Annotated in this window: 17 protein-coding genes and 2 pseudogenes; 9 read left to right on the top strand and 10 right to left on the bottom strand. The window is 36.6% G+C overall.

The genetic code is table 11. From position 1 onward, the window contains the following. Nucleotides 1–46: 46 nt before the first annotated feature. The 5 genes and pseudogenes from ACK8HY_RS20255 (at nt 47) to ACK8HY_RS20235 (ending at nt 3,628) form a co-directional block, all read left to right on the top strand. Nucleotides 47–1,444, top strand: coding sequence for a RagB/SusD family nutrient uptake outer membrane protein (locus tag ACK8HY_RS20255; RefSeq protein ID WP_416134603.1), 1,398 nt, complete (start codon nt 47–49; stop codon nt 1,442–1,444). Between the two features lie 25 nt (nt 1,445–1,469). Beyond that, a pseudogene (locus ACK8HY_RS20250) lies at nt 1,470–1,892 on the top strand (glycerophosphodiester phosphodiesterase family protein); the annotation flags it as partial. A gap of 121 nt (nt 1,893–2,013) precedes the next feature. Then, nucleotides 2,014–2,058: a KxYKxGKxW signal peptide domain-containing protein gene (locus ACK8HY_RS20245; protein WP_217700079.1), complete on the top strand. Its 45-nt coding sequence runs from the start codon at nt 2,014–2,016 to the stop codon at nt 2,056–2,058. A gap of 5 nt (nt 2,059–2,063) precedes the next feature. Continuing rightward, nucleotides 2,064–2,387 (top strand): DUF4996 domain-containing protein, encoded by a 324-nt coding sequence (locus ACK8HY_RS20240; RefSeq protein WP_416134780.1) that lies wholly within the window; start codon nt 2,064–2,066, stop codon nt 2,385–2,387. Beyond that, a complete protein-coding gene (locus tag ACK8HY_RS20235; RefSeq protein ID WP_416134602.1) occupies nt 2,384–3,628 on the top strand; it encodes a ComEC/Rec2 family competence protein in 1,245 nt (414 codons plus the stop codon). The genes ACK8HY_RS20240 and ACK8HY_RS20235 overlap by 4 nt, the downstream gene beginning before the upstream one ends. Before the next feature lie 828 nt (nt 3,629–4,456). Here the strand turns inward: ACK8HY_RS20235 and ACK8HY_RS20230 are convergent. From ACK8HY_RS20230 to ACK8HY_RS20190, 9 genes are all read right to left on the bottom strand, one after another. Then, nucleotides 4,457–5,401 carry an SMP-30/gluconolactonase/LRE family protein gene (locus tag ACK8HY_RS20230; protein WP_416134601.1) on the bottom strand — a complete coding sequence of 315 codons (945 nt, stop codon included), beginning with the start codon at nt 5,399–5,401 and terminating at the stop codon, nt 4,457–4,459. Nucleotides 5,402–5,486: 85 nt separating this feature from the next. After that, nucleotides 5,487–6,137 (bottom strand): DUF3885 domain-containing protein, encoded by a 651-nt coding sequence (locus ACK8HY_RS20225; protein WP_416134600.1) that lies wholly within the window; start codon nt 6,135–6,137, stop codon nt 5,487–5,489. 97 nt (nt 6,138–6,234) lie between these two features. Further along, nucleotides 6,235–6,828 (bottom strand): SMI1/KNR4 family protein, encoded by a 594-nt coding sequence (locus tag ACK8HY_RS20220; RefSeq protein ID WP_416134599.1) that lies wholly within the window; start codon nt 6,826–6,828, stop codon nt 6,235–6,237. A 403-nt stretch (nt 6,829–7,231) separates the two neighbouring features. Then, the gene (locus ACK8HY_RS20215; protein WP_416134598.1) at nt 7,232–7,810 is read right to left on the bottom strand and encodes a hypothetical protein; all 579 of its coding nucleotides are present in this window, start codon (nt 7,808–7,810) and stop codon (nt 7,232–7,234) included. Nucleotides 7,811–8,344: 534 nt separating this feature from the next. Next, the gene (locus ACK8HY_RS20210; RefSeq protein ID WP_416134597.1) at nt 8,345–9,091 is read right to left on the bottom strand and encodes a metallophosphoesterase; all 747 of its coding nucleotides are present in this window, start codon (nt 9,089–9,091) and stop codon (nt 8,345–8,347) included. Continuing rightward, on the bottom strand, nt 9,088–9,546 hold the full coding sequence (locus ACK8HY_RS20205) for an energy transducer TonB (protein WP_416134596.1): 459 nt from the start codon (nt 9,544–9,546) through the stop codon (nt 9,088–9,090). Before ACK8HY_RS20205 ends, ACK8HY_RS20210 begins: the two co-directional genes overlap by 4 nt. A gap of 23 nt (nt 9,547–9,569) precedes the next feature. Further along, a complete protein-coding gene (locus ACK8HY_RS20200) occupies nt 9,570–9,959 on the bottom strand; it encodes a hypothetical protein (protein WP_416134595.1) in 390 nt (129 codons plus the stop codon). A 112-nt stretch (nt 9,960–10,071) separates the two neighbouring features. Further along, nucleotides 10,072–10,683 (bottom strand): DUF4304 domain-containing protein, encoded by a 612-nt coding sequence (locus ACK8HY_RS20195; protein ID WP_416134594.1) that lies wholly within the window; start codon nt 10,681–10,683, stop codon nt 10,072–10,074. A gap of 54 nt (nt 10,684–10,737) precedes the next feature. Next, nucleotides 10,738–11,529, bottom strand: a complete 792-nt coding sequence (locus ACK8HY_RS20190; protein ID WP_416134593.1) for a DUF2711 family protein — start codon at nt 11,527–11,529, stop codon at nt 10,738–10,740. A gap of 539 nt (nt 11,530–12,068) precedes the next feature. On the opposite strand from ACK8HY_RS20190, the gene ACK8HY_RS20185 reads away from it, so the two are divergent. The 4 genes and pseudogenes from ACK8HY_RS20185 (at nt 12,069) to ACK8HY_RS20170 (ending at nt 17,566) form a co-directional block, all read left to right on the top strand. Beyond that, complete coding sequence (locus tag ACK8HY_RS20185; RefSeq protein ID WP_416134592.1) at nt 12,069–12,896, top strand: hypothetical protein; 828 nt, start codon at nt 12,069–12,071, stop codon at nt 12,894–12,896. 256 nt (nt 12,897–13,152) lie between these two features. After that, nucleotides 13,153–14,712, top strand: coding sequence for a VPA1262 family N-terminal domain-containing protein (locus ACK8HY_RS20180; RefSeq protein WP_416134591.1), 1,560 nt, complete (start codon nt 13,153–13,155; stop codon nt 14,710–14,712). Continuing rightward, complete coding sequence (locus ACK8HY_RS20175; protein WP_416134590.1) at nt 14,694–16,190, top strand: hypothetical protein; 1,497 nt, start codon at nt 14,694–14,696, stop codon at nt 16,188–16,190. Before ACK8HY_RS20180 ends, ACK8HY_RS20175 begins: the two co-directional genes overlap by 19 nt. A 146-nt stretch (nt 16,191–16,336) precedes the next feature. Beyond that, a pseudogene (locus ACK8HY_RS20170) lies at nt 16,337–17,566 on the top strand (IS256 family transposase). A gap of 355 nt (nt 17,567–17,921) precedes the next feature. Here the strand turns inward: ACK8HY_RS20170 and ACK8HY_RS20165 are convergent. Beyond that, a complete protein-coding gene (locus tag ACK8HY_RS20165) occupies nt 17,922–18,506 on the bottom strand; it encodes a glycosyltransferase (protein ID WP_416134779.1) in 585 nt (194 codons plus the stop codon). Nucleotides 18,507–18,593: the final 87 nt, after the last annotated feature.

Below are 18,593 nucleotides of genomic sequence, written 5' to 3'. Positions count from 1 at the left end.
CGAAATGTCAATCGAGAAATTAATTATACGAACGGAGTTTATTGAGATGAAAAAAATAATATACATATTTTTGATCGGTTCGGCCACTATGCTGAGCTGTACAAAGGAACTTAAGATCTATCCCGAAACAGAGAAGGTTGCGCAACGGTTTTACCGAAATGAAAAGGAAATCGAAGAAGCGATAAATGCGACTTATGCTTCTTTACAGTTTAAAGGAATCTATAACTTGGGCATGCTCGCCATTGGTGAAATCCCCGGTGAGGATGCCTATGATGAAACTCCCGCCAATGATAATGGCGAGTATGGCATGTTGGACAACTTTACCAATATACCACAAAGCGGCCTTATTGAGGCCGTTTGGAGAGATCACTATATGACTATCCAGAATGCAAATATTGTACTCAACAGAATTAAGGACATTTCGTTTAACAAAGAAGAATTGAAATCAAATAGGATCGGTGAAATGAAGTTTATCCGCGCCCTGCTTTATTTTAATTTGGTACGCTGTTTTGGGGATGTGCCACTTGTGGTTGATGAGATTAAAGATCCACAGGAGCTATTTGGTCAGGGGCGTACAGAAAAGGCAAAGGTTTACGACCAGATCAAAACAGATCTTAAAGAAGCCATTGCTTCGCTGCCGACACGTACAGAGTCCAATAAAGGCCGCGCGACAAAATCGGCTGCGCAAACCTTAATGGGGAAAGTCGAACTAACCTTAGGTAATTTCCAAAATGCCAAAACCTTTTTGGACGAAGTGATTAGTCCTGCCTCAGGGCAAGGGTTGCTTGATGATATCACACAGGTCTTTCCAGTGACCAATGAATTAAATAAGGAGATTATTTTTGCTGTTCAGTTTGCTTCAGGTGTTAATTCCAACAGCGAAGGGTCCGACGCTTATCGGATGTTTAATCCAACTGGACGTGTGGAAGGAAAGATGACCGGAACCAAAGGTCATGGTGTGCTGAGTAGCAAGTTCTATGGGCTATTTACAGATCAGGACAAACGTAAAGGAAGCTATGTCAAAAGCTTAGCTTCAGGTTTGGCTTATAGCAATAAAATTGCCGTTCCGGTGACTGTCGTTGAAGATGCCGGCAGTGATTTTGTTGTCTTGCGTTATGCGGACGTATTGCTGATGCTTGCTGAAATTGAAAATGAATTGGGCAGTACCACATCAGCCTTGAAATACCTTGATCAAATCCGGATGCGCGCAGGTATAGGCCCTTATGGAGGAGCTTTGACAAAACAAGATATTTTTGAGGAAATTGATATACAGCGTCGCAAAGAACTCGTTTTTGAAGGCCACCGCTGGTTTGATATTATACGTCGGGGACGTGCTGCGCTGCTTTTGGGATTGACAGACAACAACAAGTTGTTGCTTCCTATTCCTGCGAGCCAGACCGCGACTGATCAGCGTATCTCACAAAATCCAGGTTATACTAAATAATTAGAAAATTGAGGCTTTTAAATCCATGAAGATAAATATCAGGCTATTTTATTTCTATATGCTGCTACTTTTTGTACAGCAGTTACCAGCACAGGAGAGGGCTGCCAGCACTACGACCATCGAGCGGACAACAGCGCAACTGCGGAATTCACCCCGCGAAAAAGTTTGGGTCATTGCGCATCGCGGTGATTGGCGCAATGCGCCCGAAAACTCCATTCCGGCAATCAAAAACTGTATTTCAATGGGGGTGGATATGGTCGAGATCGATGTCCAACTGACCAAAGACGGAAAAGCGGTATTAATGCACGACTCCACTATTGACCGTACAACTACCGGAAAAGGAAGGGTTGGAGACTGGACGTTGGACAGTCTAAAGAACTTATTTCTCAAAGATGGACTCGGTATAGCCACTTCGCATCGTATCCCAACCTTAGAAGAAGCATTGTTAACCTGCAAGGGGCACATTCTTGTTAATATTGACAAGGGCTTTGAGCTGTTCCCTATCTGTTATGCGATTGCTAAATCTACAGGGACGCTAAATCAGATCGTACTTAAAGCCAATAAATCGTATGAGGAAATCAAAGAAAAACTGGGTAAAGGCTTTGAAGAGGTAAGTTTCATGCCAATTATTAATATGAACAGTTCCAATGCGATGGTTTTATTGGATAACCATCTTCGAAATTATAAACCCATCGCGGTAGAATTCACGATAAACAAGGGCCAGGAGGGCGTATTGAAAAGATTTCAAGAATTACGGCAACAGGGAATCAATATCTGGGTAAATTCACTCTGGGCCAAGCAGAATGCTGAACATGATGACGAAAGAGCTGTAACTGACCCATCCATTTATGATTGGTTTGTGGAGAATCATGTAAACATGATCCAAACCGACCGTCCGGCGCTTTTGATAAAGTATTTAAAGAGCAAAAAACAAAACCCATGAAGTTGATTAGAAAACTAGGGATGTTAGTGCTATTCTTCGCATTTGAAGCTCCATTACTGTTAGCACAGCTATCCCCAGTCAAGCATGGAACTTCAGCGCAACAGAAATTTCCGTTTTGGAAAAAAGGGTACATGGATATACATCACATTAATACAGGAGAGGGAAATTGCACCTTTATTATGATGCCTGATGGGACACGTATCTTATTGGATGCTGGAACAGTGGATAAAAAGGGCTTTGAGAAAAATAATGCGCCATTGAAAGCGATCGATCCCCGTTACACATCGACTGGTTCCATTCAGGATATGTTGATTGATTATATAGCGTGGGCCACTGAGAGCCAGGGAGGTCCAGTAGTGTTGGATTATGCTATTATCAGTCATTTCCATAGTGACCATTATGGTGCCGTAATGGATCTGCTACCGAGACTGGATGTTAAAACTATCATCGACCGTAATTATCCAAATTACGACTTTCCTTTGGATCTAAGAGTTAAATTGAAGGATGATAAGCTATTTCAGCAATATCTCCAATTGGTTGATAGTCGTTTGTATACCATTCAATCTTTGCAAGTTGGACGTCAAGATCAGATCGTGTTGACAAAAGATCCTAGCGCTTTTCCAATGGTACATATTCTGAATATCAAAAATAATGCGCAGGTATGGAATCCACAAAGTAATGAAATGACAGAACTTTTTTCGCCTAAAGATATGCTCGACTTCTACAAAGGGGGGTATAATGAAAATCCTTTGAGTATGGCTTTAAAGTTTCGTTATGGCAAGTTTGGCTACTATGCTGGTGCTGACAATACCGGTTTGCACGACGGCTCAGTACCATCTTGGTTTGATGTAGAAACTTCTATTGCCAAAGCTGTCGGACCAGTAGATGCGATGGTATTGGATCATCATGGAAATCGCGATGCTAACAACGCAAACCTTATAACGACGCTGGATCCAAAAATTGCCATTCAACAAGTCTATAGTTCAGACCAGCCCGGACAAGAGGTTTACTATAGGCTGCGGAATTTGGGGAAGCGAAAAGATAGGTTGTTATTTTCAACCAATATGCATGATGAAACTTTGGTTACTTATGGTCCATGGTTCCAAAAGGGATATCAGTCATTTCGTGGACACGTTATTCTTCGCGTATTTGAAGGTGGTCAAGGTTACAAGGTATATGTATTGGACGAATTCAACCGTGCTGTTAAATGGGAAAGCGGACTTCTAACGGCTGATGACTAGGGAACCTTGCCGATTGTATCAGAACGAATCTGAATTTATTGATAATTAGGCCACTTTGGACAATCTCAAAGTGGCCTTTCTTTTTGTTGGTATCTATATATAGCCCAGCTGCGATAGTTATAATTGCGGCAATATAATAAGTTTGCGAAATTGCATTTCAAGAGTGATAGGGTATAACTTTTCATCGCCAAATATGTCGCTGTTTTCCTTTCCTAGTACTTGACGGCAGCATTTTAGAGAAGGGCATATGTAGCTGATTTCTTGGGACAATTGCTTTTCATAGCCGTTTACCTATTATAAAAGATTAACAATATGAAACATTTATTATTACTGAATCTCTCTTTGTTTGAGATCATTGCATCGTTGGTATTTATTGTCATTATTTATCTTCTTTTCCTGAAATTTTTTGGAAAAAAATCTAATTAACTCTTAAGGGATACAGTTTCTCCCGAACTTTTATAGAACACGATAGCATCACTCTAAATGGGGGCGCACATCCAATTGTTGACATCAATTATTTTTGTAAGTAAAATACTCCTTAGAAGCTTGGTTATCTCATGATCATACTGAAAAGTATTGATTTTTTGACTTGAAAAATGAAACAGTTCATTATCGTTGATATTGTGTCATACCCAATAAGGTGTCCAGTTCGCTCAGCCGAATTTGTTCGTTTTTGTTTCCTCACTTTGAAGCAATTGCGTTCAGGTTTTAACCTTTGCATTGCAGCTCGATATTCATCGTTTTACTTTTGGCACCATCCATGAAATCAACTCTATTTTAGATTTAAGTGGTGTATTCCCAATAATGTGTAGGTTGAAGACAGACAATTTATTCTACTCCCTTTGTCCACATTGGGAGGCAATAAATTGCTGTTGAAGCTGTGATAAATAGATTAGTTCGATCTTTGCCACCAAAACAGACATTCGATGTCCATGGCTCTTTTATCTCAATATGTCCTATCAGTATGCCTATCGGACTATAGATAGAAACACCTTTCCCGGTAAGGTAAATATTTCCCTGATTGTCCAATGTCATCCCATCAGAGCCTTGGTCGATGACCGCCTTTTGTCCGCTGAGCTTACCGTTAGATTCAATGGTATACCTGTAAGTTTTATTTCGCACCCTATCCGCTACATAGAGGTATTTTCCATCGGGCGATCCCACAATGCCGTTAGGTTTAGCTACATCATCAGCAACTACAATTGGTTTTTTACCTTTTCCCGGAGGGAGGTAGTAAACTTTTTGCCCTTCTATCTCCGGTTTTTTTCTGGTCCAGTAGTCACGCTGGTAGTAAGGGTCTGTAAAGTAAATACCACCTTTCTTGTCTATCCAAAGATCATTTGGACCATTCAGTTTCTTTCCATCTACATCTGACAGCAGGACGGTAACTTTGCCATCTTGGCTTATTGACCAAATTTCGTTTTTTTCGTCTGCGCAGGCAAGTAGCTGACCGCGATGGTTAAAGTACAGCCCATTGGCACGGCCGGCCGAATCTTTAAAAAGAGAAAGACGACCTTCCGTGTTGTATTTCCAGATTTTGTTATTGGGCTGGTCAGTAAAATAGATATTCCCGTCCTTGTCCACTGCCGGCCCTTCTGTAAAGGCAAACTGCCGAGATATTAATTTCAGGCTGTCCTGATCAAACAATTGCGCCCTTACATCTAAGCCTTTTAATGAGAAGAGTAATATGAGCAAGAATGTGGGATGGATCCTGCAAATGATGCTAGCCAAAATGCAGCAAAGCCATGTCATAACTATTCTGATAATTTGCATAGTTCTATTTTTAGATTTAAGTTCCTGAATATCGATCCATTTTTCCTTCGCACCAATTTTACACGAACAAAACTGTGATCTGATTTTATGTGAAGAGATTTTCTATTTGCGCCCTGTCGTGGTCAAGAATCCAGTCTTTGTGGTTTTCGTAAATTGGCCTTAGTGTTTCAATATCACTAGCCACAAGATCAAGACCTCTGTCATCGTACATATTAAAAATAAGTTTTTTATTGATGTTTAAAAAGTAAATCTCTTTGTTCGAAATTATATGATTATACGCTAACCTCGGAAATCTTGAAGGAAAGTCTTGATTTGCAATTGCCATTAATAAGGTTTTATGATTTACTCTGCCTGACTTCAGTTTGATAATGGCAAGATTTCGAATATCAAATTTATCGCGAGGATCGTAAAGCCTTATTTCTTTCAAAAAACTTATTTCAGCAGCATGGAGATCCTGAATTTGTTTAAAAATAAAGTTCGAACACCGAATTTTTCTGCGTTTGTATTTATAGTCCATTAAAACTAGAAACACATCGTCTGAACTGTCAAAGGCACTTTGAAAAATTGTCGTTGTACGCCTGTTAACGTTGTGAAAGTATTTTTCTGTATTGGTTTCACCAATTTGTAAGTCAAATCGAAGCCCAAAATCACAACGGTAAAATAAAGGAGCTCTAAGCTTTAACCCTCTGAAGTGATTTTTTAAAAACTGTCTATATTCTTGTTTGGTTGTTTGCACAGTGAAGATTTAATTAGATGAATACTCGTCCAAATCCAAATCCAATACTAAAAGAGTTTCCTTCATATACTACGATTTCATTTATTGGATTCAGACTTTAATATCCAAATTCCTCGAAGTTCGCCCGGCCCATTGCTATCCAACTTTCCCAATATGGTCGACCAGTAGAACCCGCCCCGTCTGGATCGATAGCATAAAAGTCAGCGATTACTTCAAAATGTTTCCTTGTGTTAGTTTCGTTCAGAAAATGGGTTAAGCATGCTAACATCTTGCTGAATGACGAAAAGATAATTTCGCTCAATCCGTCGAGTTCACCATCATATTCATGGTCATAGACTCTGATTGGATAATCATTTGTTTCTACGGAGCCTCTCGTATCAAATACCAGTGGTCCAGTATCATTGCCTTCACTCGCAAATGGAATCAGGCCGAGTGGGATGAGTTGTTCAGGTATGTACCAGTCAAGATTGGATATTATTTCCGCTAACGGTTGGGAAGGTAAGGAGTGAGGTAGTCTGACGATTGAACAATCACAGTCGGCAAAGAAATAACGCCGATGCCATTCAATAAAGCTTTCAGGTAATGTAACACCAAATTCTATCTCCACTTTTTTGTAATCCGCAGGAGTCATTGTTCCTGGAATGGGTTTCCATTTATACCAGCCATCTTCGTCCTCCTCTGACGCTATCATGTCTTTTGGAATATCTTCTGTGTAAACGGAACTTACTCCTTTGGTCAAATATGCGTTAAAAAATTGTTCGATATTGTCAGTCATTTGCAGTCAGTTTTATCGCTCTAAAAGTATCGCTTTGCATCTAATATATAAAAAGAGTTTTTGGAATGGAGAATAAATTTAGCGCGAACCATCTAAGAGCTCAAAAGTAATCTCTCCAGTATGATGCCTCCTTAATTGATCGATTAATGGAATACAAGATTCATCATAAGCGATATGTGTAAGACCATATTTACTCCAATTATCTTCCATAGATTCCTATTTACGTGTTGAGCGTACTCTTTTCAATTTAAATACAGTGTATCCGATCAAGGGAAATATGGCAGAGAGAATAGTATAAATGCATTTGGCTTGGATTTAATCAAAAATTAGTAGCGGTCAGATAGCCCGACGAAAGTAATGATTCCAAGATGTGATTTGCCTCAGCTTGATCCATATCATTTGCAAATTTTATGGTTTTGAAACCATATTCAAATCGAATAGTACCTCTGTTTCTAAAAATACCTAAACTATTCCCCTGGTTCCAAAAAACAAACTCAAAATGTTTTTCCTCAATATGAAATTTCTTCGCTTCCTGTAGATCATAAATCTTATGCCTGAATAGAATATCGTTTTTTCTGGCAATACTTATTTGCTCGCAATCTATTGTAATGATTTCTTTTCCAATGAGGTACCAAATTAAGGTTTTCATTACGAATAAGCCAGCTGCCGTCGAGAGGATCCACCAAACTATAAAAAATATCACCTCAAAGCTTAAACCTCCGTTTATATCGTAAAAGTTTTCGAGTGTCGGGGCAAAAAAAATAATTGATTGTATCCAACCAAGCAGCCATAAACTAAAAATAATGATAATAGGTAAATGCTTCTTTGCCGGGACGATAATGGAATATCCCGATGGAGTTTCGTAATGGGTTGCAATACCGCTATATGGCCTTTCCATAATCAATTTGTTTTATAGGTTATACCAATTCTAATGGTCTAATTTTTCCGCTGGCTAATATGCAATAAAAAAACGAATTTAAATATATATACCGTTCCACTTCTATTCAAAAAATTTGATCAGTGTCTCTTTATTTATTTAAAAATCTGTGATGTTTTTTCTCAAATTTCTTCATCAAACGGAAAATGTAAATACCTGCCAAACCTTTCACTCTTTGGCTTTGTTCACTTTATGGATGAATTGGTAAAAACTCTTACACAAAATGCCGATTACCTCCATTTTATCAATGAAGGTTTCCAAACGTTACCGACACCATAAGACTTGGCATTTGTAAATGAAAGGCGTTCGATGCTTATTAGTTGACGTTACACATTTTGGTAATCAGAGATTGTCTGTAATTATTACTCCCCAATGAGAAGGGCAGCGATGCCAAATGAAATTGCACCAAGCTTTCTATTTCTAGCTAGAAATCGTAAATGGTTAGCCAACGAATAGCAAGATAAGCCCTTTACATTCTCATTGCCGTTTCTTTGTTCATATCTCTATAATAAGATTTTTATTAAATCCATTATACTGCTCATCAATATAGCCATGCGGGTTACATATAATTTCGGTGTTGCCGAGTTTATAGTTTACAGGAGTATGCAAATGGCCATGAATCCAGTAGGAGGGTTGATGCTTTAAGATAAAGGCTTCCATATCCGAGACATAGGCGGCGCTGATCGGATCGTCTAAATACTTCATTGGCAGGGATTGAATGCTCGGTGCATGATGCGTCACTACGATATTATGCTTCGCTTGATTGACACTAAGACTCTTCTCCAGCCATTGCCTTGAAGTTTGGTGGATTCTAAACGTATCGATGCTTCTCAATTTGGCATAACTGTCACCTAGTCTGATCTTCTTATAATCATTCATACGGCTTTGGCATAGCGATCCATATGCAGCTGGATTGCCCTTTAAGGAAAAATCAGTCCAGAGTGTGCAGCCATGGAAACAAACCTGGTCGATCTCCAAAGATTCATTTTCCAACACATGGATATTTGAGTTACTTGCGGCATCTTTGATTTTATATAATGTTTTCGGATAGGCCCCCTTATAATACTCATGATTGCCCAGTACATAAATGATCGGCATATCCAAAGAAAGCGATTTGAGCCAGTTGATCCCTTTCACCCCTAGATCAGTATCTCCAGCCAATACAAGTACGTCTGCTATATTCAGATTGATATCGTTGTATCCAAATTCTCTATGCAGGTCGCTAACGATATGGATTTTCATCTTTGTCTTTTTGTATCAATATCTAATTTTAAATTACCATTCCTAAATAATAGGGGGTATGTATATCCACATTTTACAGCACGACCATTTTGATATCCTGGTTTCCATGGGCTGGATTTTCTAATTAATTCAATTAATGCTTCCCCAGTATGATATCCAATATCCCTGGTGATCTGAAAATCACTTAGCTTACCATCTCTCTCAACCTTAAAATTGATAATCAGTCTGCCGCTTACTTTTGCCTTCTTGGCAACCGTCGGTACTTTATAGTTACTGATAATCCAATTTTTGAATCCAACTGCGCCGCCTGGGGGCTCAGGAAATACTTCATTCATTTGAGGAGGAAATTCCGCGATTGAGTCATCCATAACAAGTGACTGACCGACACCCTGAGATAATAGGCTTATTGATAAAATACATGTAAATGATAACTTACGAGCCGAGAAAATCCCCATTGTATTAATATATAAGTTAGTAGCTAATTTGATTCAGGTCTATTCCATTGTGGGATACCGATAAACATTTCATTTATAAACTGTTCTGTATATCGCTGTAGCCCGCCTTCTTCCTTGTCATAGTAAGCCTTTATTTTTGAACAAATTTTAGGGTTATAACAGAGTTTGATCCGTAGGTTTTCAATCCACTCGGCGCGGATTACAATCGTAATTAACCTTTTGGTATCCCTCGTCAATCCAATTACGGTAATATCTTTGCACATACCGGCGAACCAATCAATAATATAGACCTTGGTACCAGCGCTAAACTGTTTCGTGCCGATACGGGTCTGTCGTCCCCCTTCACCATAGCTAATTTTCCGTTTGATGTTAGCTACTAATGTCCATAATGCAGTCGGTTTTAAATTATCCATATTGATGCTGATTAATCCAAAGAGTTGATTGAATTTGCTTTTACGTTACCTTTTGACATATATAAATTCAATCTTATAGTTATCTCAAACGTGATTCGATAGTCCCTTATTATTAAATTAAACCGTGCTTTTCTGCATATTCTTTGAGGCTTGCTATTTTATATCGATTATAATTTTCTTTTGATATTTTCCTGTATTCAGCTCTGGCTTTATCCAGGAGCTTTAACTCTGCGAAAAACTTCATTTTAGCGGCGGTGTGCAGTAAGGTTTCAGAAGCTTCCAGTTCGTTGACAAGCTTTTGTACTGTGTTTAATTTTTCAAAGAATGGTAAAATAAAGCTTGAAATATTGTATTTCATTTCGGTAATTAGTTCTTCAATATCTGTCGTTGTTGTTACAGTATACCACGTATCGTCTAGCCCTCTCATCCAGCCAATTCTTTTTCTTATTAAACACTCAGGTTCAGTGGGATATGCTGGCACATCTTTGTTATGATAGTTAAAGCACGCTAACCAATACTCGGGTGAAAATATTCCAACGTTTATAGTGAAACGGATATCGTCTTTAGTGCTATAATAACTTTTTTGAATATTTATGATGTGACCGATTTTCTCAAGCGGCAAATAAAAATTGTTAGCCTTTTTTTTAAAACCAAGCGGTTTTAAGATTTCAATAAAGCTTTCCTTTATGATTCTGTCAAATTTTTCTTGAGTTTCTGTTTTCATAAATGACTGTGGTACTATATTATACTGGGCCTGTTTCAGACTATAATTGTTATTTTACTCCAAGGTGTATTCCCAAGAATGTTCTGTCTTGTCATTGCAGAGAAAACCCTCAAACAAATTGCTAGCGATAAGCTGATCCATTTTTTTATGATCTGTTGCGATGAGAAAGAAGAAGCTATCCCATTCAGTGGTAAACAGAATTTCTTTATCAGCCGAGTATAAGTAATAATCCTTACCGCCGATCTGATCACAGAATCCATATTCGGTTAGTCGATCAAGATCTACAGTTGAGGTCTGTTCATAAAACTCGTCGGTTATCATGATCTGGTCCCTTCCCAGGAGTTTGAACGCTTTATAGATAGCCATCTTTGAAAGCATACCCAAGTCACCTTCGGTCGGATGGTAGATACTTTCGCTATCCGTATAATTGTTAAGCTTTTCCATGAGGTCCGGTCTCGTAAAATTCCGGTTTAACGCACCTATTGAAGTTCGTAGGGCTGTATTGAGATCCGCATAACCTGCAAGATCAGAACCTTTCACGATATTGTGCCAACGTATTGGTTTGCCCTTCCAAAAAATCTCTTCATCGGCAGGGTATCGATCATTGTCGTAACTATAGATATCCCTATTCGCTTCGGTAAGTTTTTTTAATAAATCAATTTCCTTCAGCGCTTCTTCATGCGATAGTAACTTGGATTTTTTTAGATTAGCTTTATCAGTTTCCTTTCTGTCAAGTTGAAAGAAGGGGAGCAATGCAATGAAAACACTGTCATAATGATCTTTGAAATACTCTTTAATTGTACCTTGATGAGGGTATAACCTTTCATCGTCAAATATATCGCCCATAAAATATTGGTCAAGTATGTATAGCCTTTATTTTAAATCCAATATATGTAATTTCGTAGATAACTGAAAATTCGTTAATTGCCAACCATCATATAGCAAGGAATGTATATATCAATTTACAAGCTTCAAGGTATTTAATTTAAAAACTGACACCACGAATGAGAAATAAGATATTGACACTATTACTTTTATTATACAACTGCTCATTGTTTCGCAGAGAAAGTGCAATTGGTTTAGTCGCACTCTTTTCAGCAGAGGCCTAAAACTTTTACAAATCAAATCCAGTGAGTTCTCAATCCCATGGTCTCCGCAATAAACACTGATACTTAATCAGTTAAAGCATAAACGCCCAATTTTACACCCAAAAATGTAAAGTTGTTTTTTCTTATGCAATTTATTTATGTAAATTAGCTTAAGATTTTACGAAATACGTATATAGGTGTTGTTTTGCAAAACAGCATCGTATTTTGTTTCGTGAAAAAATAATGTTATACGCCATTTTCGAGAAGCTTAACCTGAAAACAAAACTACTGAACTAAATGTTTTTTAAATCAAAACGCTTAATTGAAAGATCTGAAGGTCAAAAGCTTCTAAATTCAATTTTAGAAGATAAAAATAAGTCATTAATTATTCATTATTCTTGTGAATCATTTGTCACTTCTCATGGTAGAACTCCAAGAATTACATCAATTTGTTTAAGATATCTAGCATCATCTCAAACTAAATCATTTTCGATTCATTTACAAGCTCAATTTGAAAATAAAGATTTTAATAATCTAACAATCGAAGAATATGATTTTTTAGAGAAAAAAATGCTAGACGAATTTTATGAATTTGCAAAATATCATAAAGATTATAAATGGATACATTGGAATATGAGAGATTCCAATTTTGGATTTGACGCTATTGCTAACAGATATAGAATTCTTGGTGGAGGACCATTTCAAATAGATGATGATAGAAGATATGATTTCCCAAGAATTTTAGGTAAAATTTACACATATGGTTATGAAAAAAATCTACCTGATGGCAGACTATTGAACTTAGCTAATAGAAATAAAATATCTATTAAAGATGCATTAAAAGGGAAAGAAGAAGCTGATGCATTTGATAATAAAGAATATTTAAAGTTGCATAAATCTTCACTAAAAAAAGTGGATATAATAGAAAGTATAATTGACCGGACAGATAAGAATGAATTAAAAGTAGAAGCGAATACAAAACAGATTTACGGTTTATCAGTATCTGGAATAATTGAAATTGTAAAAAACAATTGGATTTTAATTTCAACATGGACAATCTTGATTTATATACTAGGCGCTGCATCTGAACCATTAATTCAAAACTTTTTTGGTACTTCTAATTAATAAAAACGGCATATAACATGTGTTTTGGAAAATTACGGGTTTGAGGCGAAACTGAAATTTTAGGATTAATCCCGCAAAAGCCAATCATATTTCCTTTTTTTTATTTTAGTAAATATAAAAAAGCTGTTGCTCAAGTTAGTGCTAAATTTAAAGTTTTCGCTTTATTTTCCGCCACTTCGCAAAGCCAAGAACCGTTATAGCCAATTGTAGGACGACCACTCAACACAGACAAAAAAACTAAAAAATACGACACAGCATGGATTTCACAACATTAACAACAACAGGAAATATTGCCTTTTATGAGAGTTGTGAAGTAACCGAAATTTTCTTGTGCAGAAAAAGTGACAAAGCAATATTCAACTTCTTTACGATTGCTGTTCTTGAAGAAAAACCATACAATGGTTTTAATCGAACTTTTTTAGGCAAACGAATATCAATAAATGAAGATTTTATTTTAGGTATTCAACGTTACTGGCTTACGACAACAGAAGCAAAAACTAAATTTGACACACTTAAAGTTCAAAACAAATGGAGTGCAGACGGAACAAATTTTTCACTATTTCCACAGCTTAAATATTTGCCGAAACAGTATGTTCCTTCTGTTGATGGAAACAGAATAAACCAAATTTTAAAAAACAACTACCACAATGGTTCTTATACCATTGAATTTTTTGACGAAACAAAATCAAATCTTAGCTTTCTATTGCAAATAGAAGCATTAGATAAGTTAAACGACATATGTGCGAAAATTAAAAAAATAGTTCCGATAGACCTTTCTGTCGTTCGTGATAGAATTGGAAACTTCATATTTCAATTTCCAATAACCTTAATGGAAACACATTCCAAAGCTCTTTCAACTTGGGATGGTGTTGATATAAATTTTACTTGGCATAATTCTGTTTCTACTATTCCTGACTGTCTGATACAAGTTGAATCAACTTTTGATGAGAATTATATGGGAGCGGTGATCGAAGATTACAATAAGACCAACAATCAACAAATTTTCATTGGAAATCTTGACCAAATAAATCATATTAAAATATGGCGTAAAGAACCCTGTTTAATTTTATCTTCATTTAGCGGCTCATTTTTTCGGGATTTTCTTTTCAATATGAGCATAATAAATCCAGAACCAAGACTGTTTGAAGTTAACGGAGTAATACAAAAAATTGAGATTGCGAGTGGTGACAGAAGAGCAAAAAAGAAAAACGACATTAGTTACACAACTCACATCAACAACTATCTTTATGATGCAGAAAAAAAACAATTAGAGAAATCTCTATCATTTAAGCAATATAAAAAAGGGGGATTGAGTGGAATAGACGATTTACAAAAACTTATTCAACAAAAAGACGAAAATGGGGTTTACATTTGGGATCCATTTTTGAGTTCAACCGATATTCTTAAAACACTATTTTACTCTAAAACTGCTGGAGTTCCCTTAAAAGCAATTGGCTCCATCAATGATACTGTGAGAATGGTGTATCAACAAAAAGGTAAATCTGTGGCGGATATAATTGCAGAATATAAATCTACATTAGATAATCCAAATCACAATAATCATCTTTTAAATCTTGAGTTCCGCATTCAACATACAAATTTTGGCTGGTCTTTTCACGACAGATTTCTCATTTTCCCAAGTGGTGAACTGAAAAGACCTCAAGTATATTCACTAGGTACGTCCGTTAACTCATACGGAGACAATCATCATATCTTACAAGAGGTTTCTCACCCTCAACCCGTTGTTGATGCATTTAATGAATTGTGGGACAAATTAAATAACTCAGATTGTTTAGTATGGAAATTTCCGATTTAACATTAACACAAGCTTTAGCTAAAAGCAATTCATCTTCTATTCACATAGAACTTAAAAGTGTATTGCAAAAACTTGAAAGCAAAACACTTGAAGACTTTCTTAATGGTGAAAGAGAGGAAGAAATGCGTAGAATAGATAATGAAATTCGTAATATTGTAAAAACAAACATTAATCACAATCATAAATCTGAAAGTGAAAAAGTTGACCTAATCGCACAGATTATTGTTACAGTTACGGAATATCTTCGCAATGGTATTTCAAGTGGTGATGTAAGATCTATTCTGATTTTTTTAGGAGTGAATTGTTACTTACAAATAGAAATTGAAAAATTACTTTCTGAAAAGGAATTTGAAGATGTGTATACAAAGCTTGTCTCTGAAAAAGTTATTGAGATACTAAAAAGCATTAAACTGGAAACTAAGCCATTGCCCGATGCACCGTATCACGAAAAAGAAATGATGAGTGAATCATTAGATGGATTTTCGGAAAACAACATTGCCAAAACATATAGATTTATTGAAGCCATTGAACGTGGAGGCAGAGGGTTTCATTTCAACTTTTTATTAGAACATTTAATCTCATTTTTATATTATGTAAATTTTCCCCTTTTTATTAATACTTTGTCATGTTTGCAAAACCCAACTGATTTTGTCTTTTACTTTCAAAGTTTCAAAAAAGAAGACCTTATAAAAATATCCAATGAATCATCTCTTTCAAACAAATGGCTAAACTTTGAAATTATTCGTCAGATTGTAGAAAAAGAGAATAAGGAAAACATAGACCAATTAGAAGTGGAAGCATTAAAAAACGTCCTTTATAGAATAGGACTTAATGACTTTGCCTTCTTAAAGCAGACAGTTACATATTTCCAAAGAAGTAGATTATTTAACGCTTCATTAGGCGTTTTCTTAGCATCAGCCAGTAACACTCAAATAGAAGAAATTATATCTGATTTTGTTATTGATAAATTTTTATCAAATATACAAGCAAGAGATGCGTTAAGAGAGTACTTTGTGAAATTTGCATCTGACGAACAATTTGATTTAATCCATATTTTAATTTTCAATAAATGGAAAAACTATTTTGAAAACATTTTGACAACAGATGATTTTTATCAAAATAACCTTTTGCTAACTGACTTTGCAAATTTCATTTCAAATTATCATACACACTTGACAAAAGACAATGATTTGCTTTCCGAAATGGAAAGTTTAATAGATAATATTTTGTTTATTGACTCTCAGTGGACAACTTCTAATTCTGAACAAATAACAAAGTTTCATTTATATCATTCAGAACTCTTTTTATTCACCTTCGCTTACAGAAATAAAAGATTAAACAACTCGCTAATACTCACAAAATACGAGAAACTTATTTCTCATAAAATTCAACTTTCACGATACGTTTCAGACGAGACAAAAAACTATCTTGAACAAGGAAAAAGGAATATTGACTGGACAAAAGAATATGAAGTATGAACCACGCGACAAGAAAAACTACTGGCTATAACATGGGCTTCGACAAAATGGCTGATTTCAGCTAAGATTGAGAAACTGTAACATGAACTGTGTCAACGGAATAATTCAATAAGATTATTTATATTCATTATTCAAACGACACGGTCATGAAGGAAAAAGATCCATTCGACTTTGAACGCTTCAAGGCAGAAGCTATGCAAGGTCTTTACGAAGGTAAAAGTTTATCTCCCAATGATGGCGTCCTAACACCGTTAATGAAGCATCTGTTGGAATCGATGATGGATGGGAACTGGAAAACCACTTGAACGAAGAGAAAGCTTCGGGCAATAGCAATTGTCGAAATGGCAAGACAAAAAAGACAGTCCGAGGTCTCAATACCGGAACTTCTGAGCTGGAGACAGGCTGGGATAGATCGGGAACGTTCGAGCCTAAGTAGTACCTAAGAGACAATTAATCATCACTGAACAGATTGAGGGACACGTGTTGAGTATGTATGCCAAAGGAATGAGCACACGGGCGATAAGCGAGTTTATACGCGAAATGTATGCAATCGAGATCTCTGCCACAGAAATATCGCGTATTACAGAAAGTGTGCTTCCAGCGGTAAATGAGTGGCGTAGCAGGCCTCTTGAAGCTGTTTATCCCTTTGTATTCCTGGACTGTATGCACATCAAAGTTCGCCAGAATGGAACTGTTGAATCGAGGGCTATCTATAATATCCTGGGAGTTGGTATGGATGGTAGAAAAGATCTGATCGGTCTTTATAGCTCAGAAAATGAGGGAGCTAAGTTCTGGCTTTCAGTTCTTACAGATTTAAAGCAACGTGGCGTTGAAGACATCCTTATTGCTTGTATTGATGGTCTAAAAGGGTTCCCAGAGGCCATAGAGCTATTTTTCCAAAAAAAAAGATCCAGTTGTGTATTGTTCACCAAATCAGAACAAGTATGCGTTACGTAACCGAAAAAGATAAGAAGCTTGTCATGGAGGACCTAAACCCGGTCTATAAGGCTGTGAACGAAGAAATGGGATATGAAAACCTACTGTGTTTTGAAGAAAAATGGGGTAAGAAATATCCTCTTGCTGCCAAATCCTGGATGGATAACTGGACCAATCTTTCCACTTTCTTTGAGTACGAGGATCAGGTTCGCAAGATTATATACACTACAAATCCCATCGAGGGAATGCACCGTCAGATACGAAAAATCATTAAGTCTAAAGGGGCCTTCAACTCCGAACAGGCACTAATGAAATTGATGTATCTGATCATAAAGGATATCGCAAAAAAATGGACGATGCCAATGCATAACTGGGGCTTGACCATATCCCAACTTTATATTAGATTTGGGGATAGACTCAAGCTCGAAAGAGGTTTTTAAGTTTTAATCCTATGACACAGTTGGTGTTACACTCCCAAATTTCGCAATCTGAGACTGTAATGTAAACTGTCGTGTCAGAGGAATTATTCAAACGGCACGGTTTACGTTACAGTCTCGTTTCAAGTTCTTTAATCCCGATCCATTTTTCTTTGGCACCAATAGACACGAACAAAACTGTAAACTGATTTTATGTAAAGAGCTTGGAGGGACAGTCCTTCCGTATTTTTATTTACACACCTAGCGGGACAGTCCCAAAATAGTCATTTCAAATCAGAGTTTTCTATGTTTATATACTCCAGTTTTTTAGTGAGAAGGTCAAAGCCGGTGTTACGCTATAGAGGAATAGGACCGTTTATTATTTTAACCATGTGTGTTCCCAAAAATGAGTAAGTATTCCTGATTTGCAATATTCTCTTTTTCCTCTTATCTCATCATAGGAGTATTCAAAGATATCTTTGACAGAAATTTTAGTCTGTTCCAAATGCTTGATTTTTTGTAGGGTAGCTTTCATGCGAAAAGGCCCCGAGTACTGCGGCGTACCCATTAGCTCCCGTTCTCCGCGTTCAAAAGTAGCTACGATATCCTTAACTAGCTGAAATAAATAAGGATTATGTTTTTTTGACGAAAAGTGTTCTGAAGCTAAAGTACCATTTGTCGGATCAACTACAAAATACCCGTTTTCTTCCTTTTGTACTATTTGTAAAAATAGGTTTGGATTATTCAAGCTTATATCCCAGTCTACATAATAGCCCCCATAATGGTAAACTAATAGATAACGTGCTATGTCTGCTCGCTCCGCGTGATTTCGGGCTGTCAGATATGTATCTACTGCAAACTTATACTTAGCATTTAAAAAAGCCCATAGTTGTTCCTGGTCCCAATAACATATTTCAAAACCATGATTTTCCATTTCCAACCACGATTTTAGACAATAATGTATCGTATTAGAAGGTATCTCACCTAATGTAAGTGTCCCAAAAAATCATACAGCTTAAAACTGGACATAAATGTTTAGATTTAAGTAATA

Source organism: Sphingobacterium sp. NGMCC 1.201703 (genome assembly GCF_047784615.1).
In the GTDB taxonomy this organism is placed as follows: Bacteria; Bacteroidota; Bacteroidia; order Sphingobacteriales; family Sphingobacteriaceae; genus Sphingobacterium.
Note: the sequence above shows the minus strand (reverse complement) of the source record. Positions and strands in the feature narration are given on the sequence as shown.

Excerpts from the sequence above, each read along its gene's own strand:
- ACK8HY_RS20205 (WP_416134596.1), bottom strand. The coding sequence starts at position 9,546 with ATGGGGATTTTCTCGGCTCGTAAGTTATCATTTACATGTATTTTATCA.
- ACK8HY_RS20200 (WP_416134595.1), bottom strand. The coding sequence starts at position 9,959 with ATGGATAATTTAAAACCGACTGCATTATGGACATTAGTAGCTAACATC.
- ACK8HY_RS20255 (WP_416134603.1), top strand. The coding sequence starts at position 47 with ATGAAAAAAATAATATACATATTTTTGATCGGTTCGGCCACTATGCTG.
- ACK8HY_RS20195 (WP_416134594.1), bottom strand. The coding sequence starts at position 10,683 with ATGAAAACAGAAACTCAAGAAAAATTTGACAGAATCATAAAGGAAAGC.
- ACK8HY_RS20185 (WP_416134592.1), top strand. The coding sequence starts at position 12,069 with ATGTTTTTTAAATCAAAACGCTTAATTGAAAGATCTGAAGGTCAAAAG.
- ACK8HY_RS20180 (WP_416134591.1), top strand. The coding sequence starts at position 13,153 with ATGGATTTCACAACATTAACAACAACAGGAAATATTGCCTTTTATGAG.
- ACK8HY_RS20175 (WP_416134590.1), top strand. The coding sequence starts at position 14,694 with ATGGAAATTTCCGATTTAACATTAACACAAGCTTTAGCTAAAAGCAAT.
- ACK8HY_RS20215 (WP_416134598.1), bottom strand. The coding sequence starts at position 7,810 with ATGGAAAGGCCATATAGCGGTATTGCAACCCATTACGAAACTCCATCG.
- ACK8HY_RS20230 (WP_416134601.1), bottom strand. The coding sequence starts at position 5,401 with ATGCAAATTATCAGAATAGTTATGACATGGCTTTGCTGCATTTTGGCT.
- ACK8HY_RS20210 (WP_416134597.1), bottom strand. The coding sequence starts at position 9,091 with ATGAAAATCCATATCGTTAGCGACCTGCATAGAGAATTTGGATACAAC.
- ACK8HY_RS20190 (WP_416134593.1), bottom strand. The coding sequence starts at position 11,529 with ATGGGCGATATATTTGACGATGAAAGGTTATACCCTCATCAAGGTACA.
- ACK8HY_RS20220 (WP_416134599.1), bottom strand. The coding sequence starts at position 6,828 with ATGATAGCGTCAGAGGAGGACGAAGATGGCTGGTATAAATGGAAACCC.
- ACK8HY_RS20235 (WP_416134602.1), top strand. The coding sequence starts at position 2,384 with ATGAAGTTGATTAGAAAACTAGGGATGTTAGTGCTATTCTTCGCATTT.
- ACK8HY_RS20240 (WP_416134780.1), top strand. The coding sequence starts at position 2,064 with ATGCCAATTATTAATATGAACAGTTCCAATGCGATGGTTTTATTGGAT.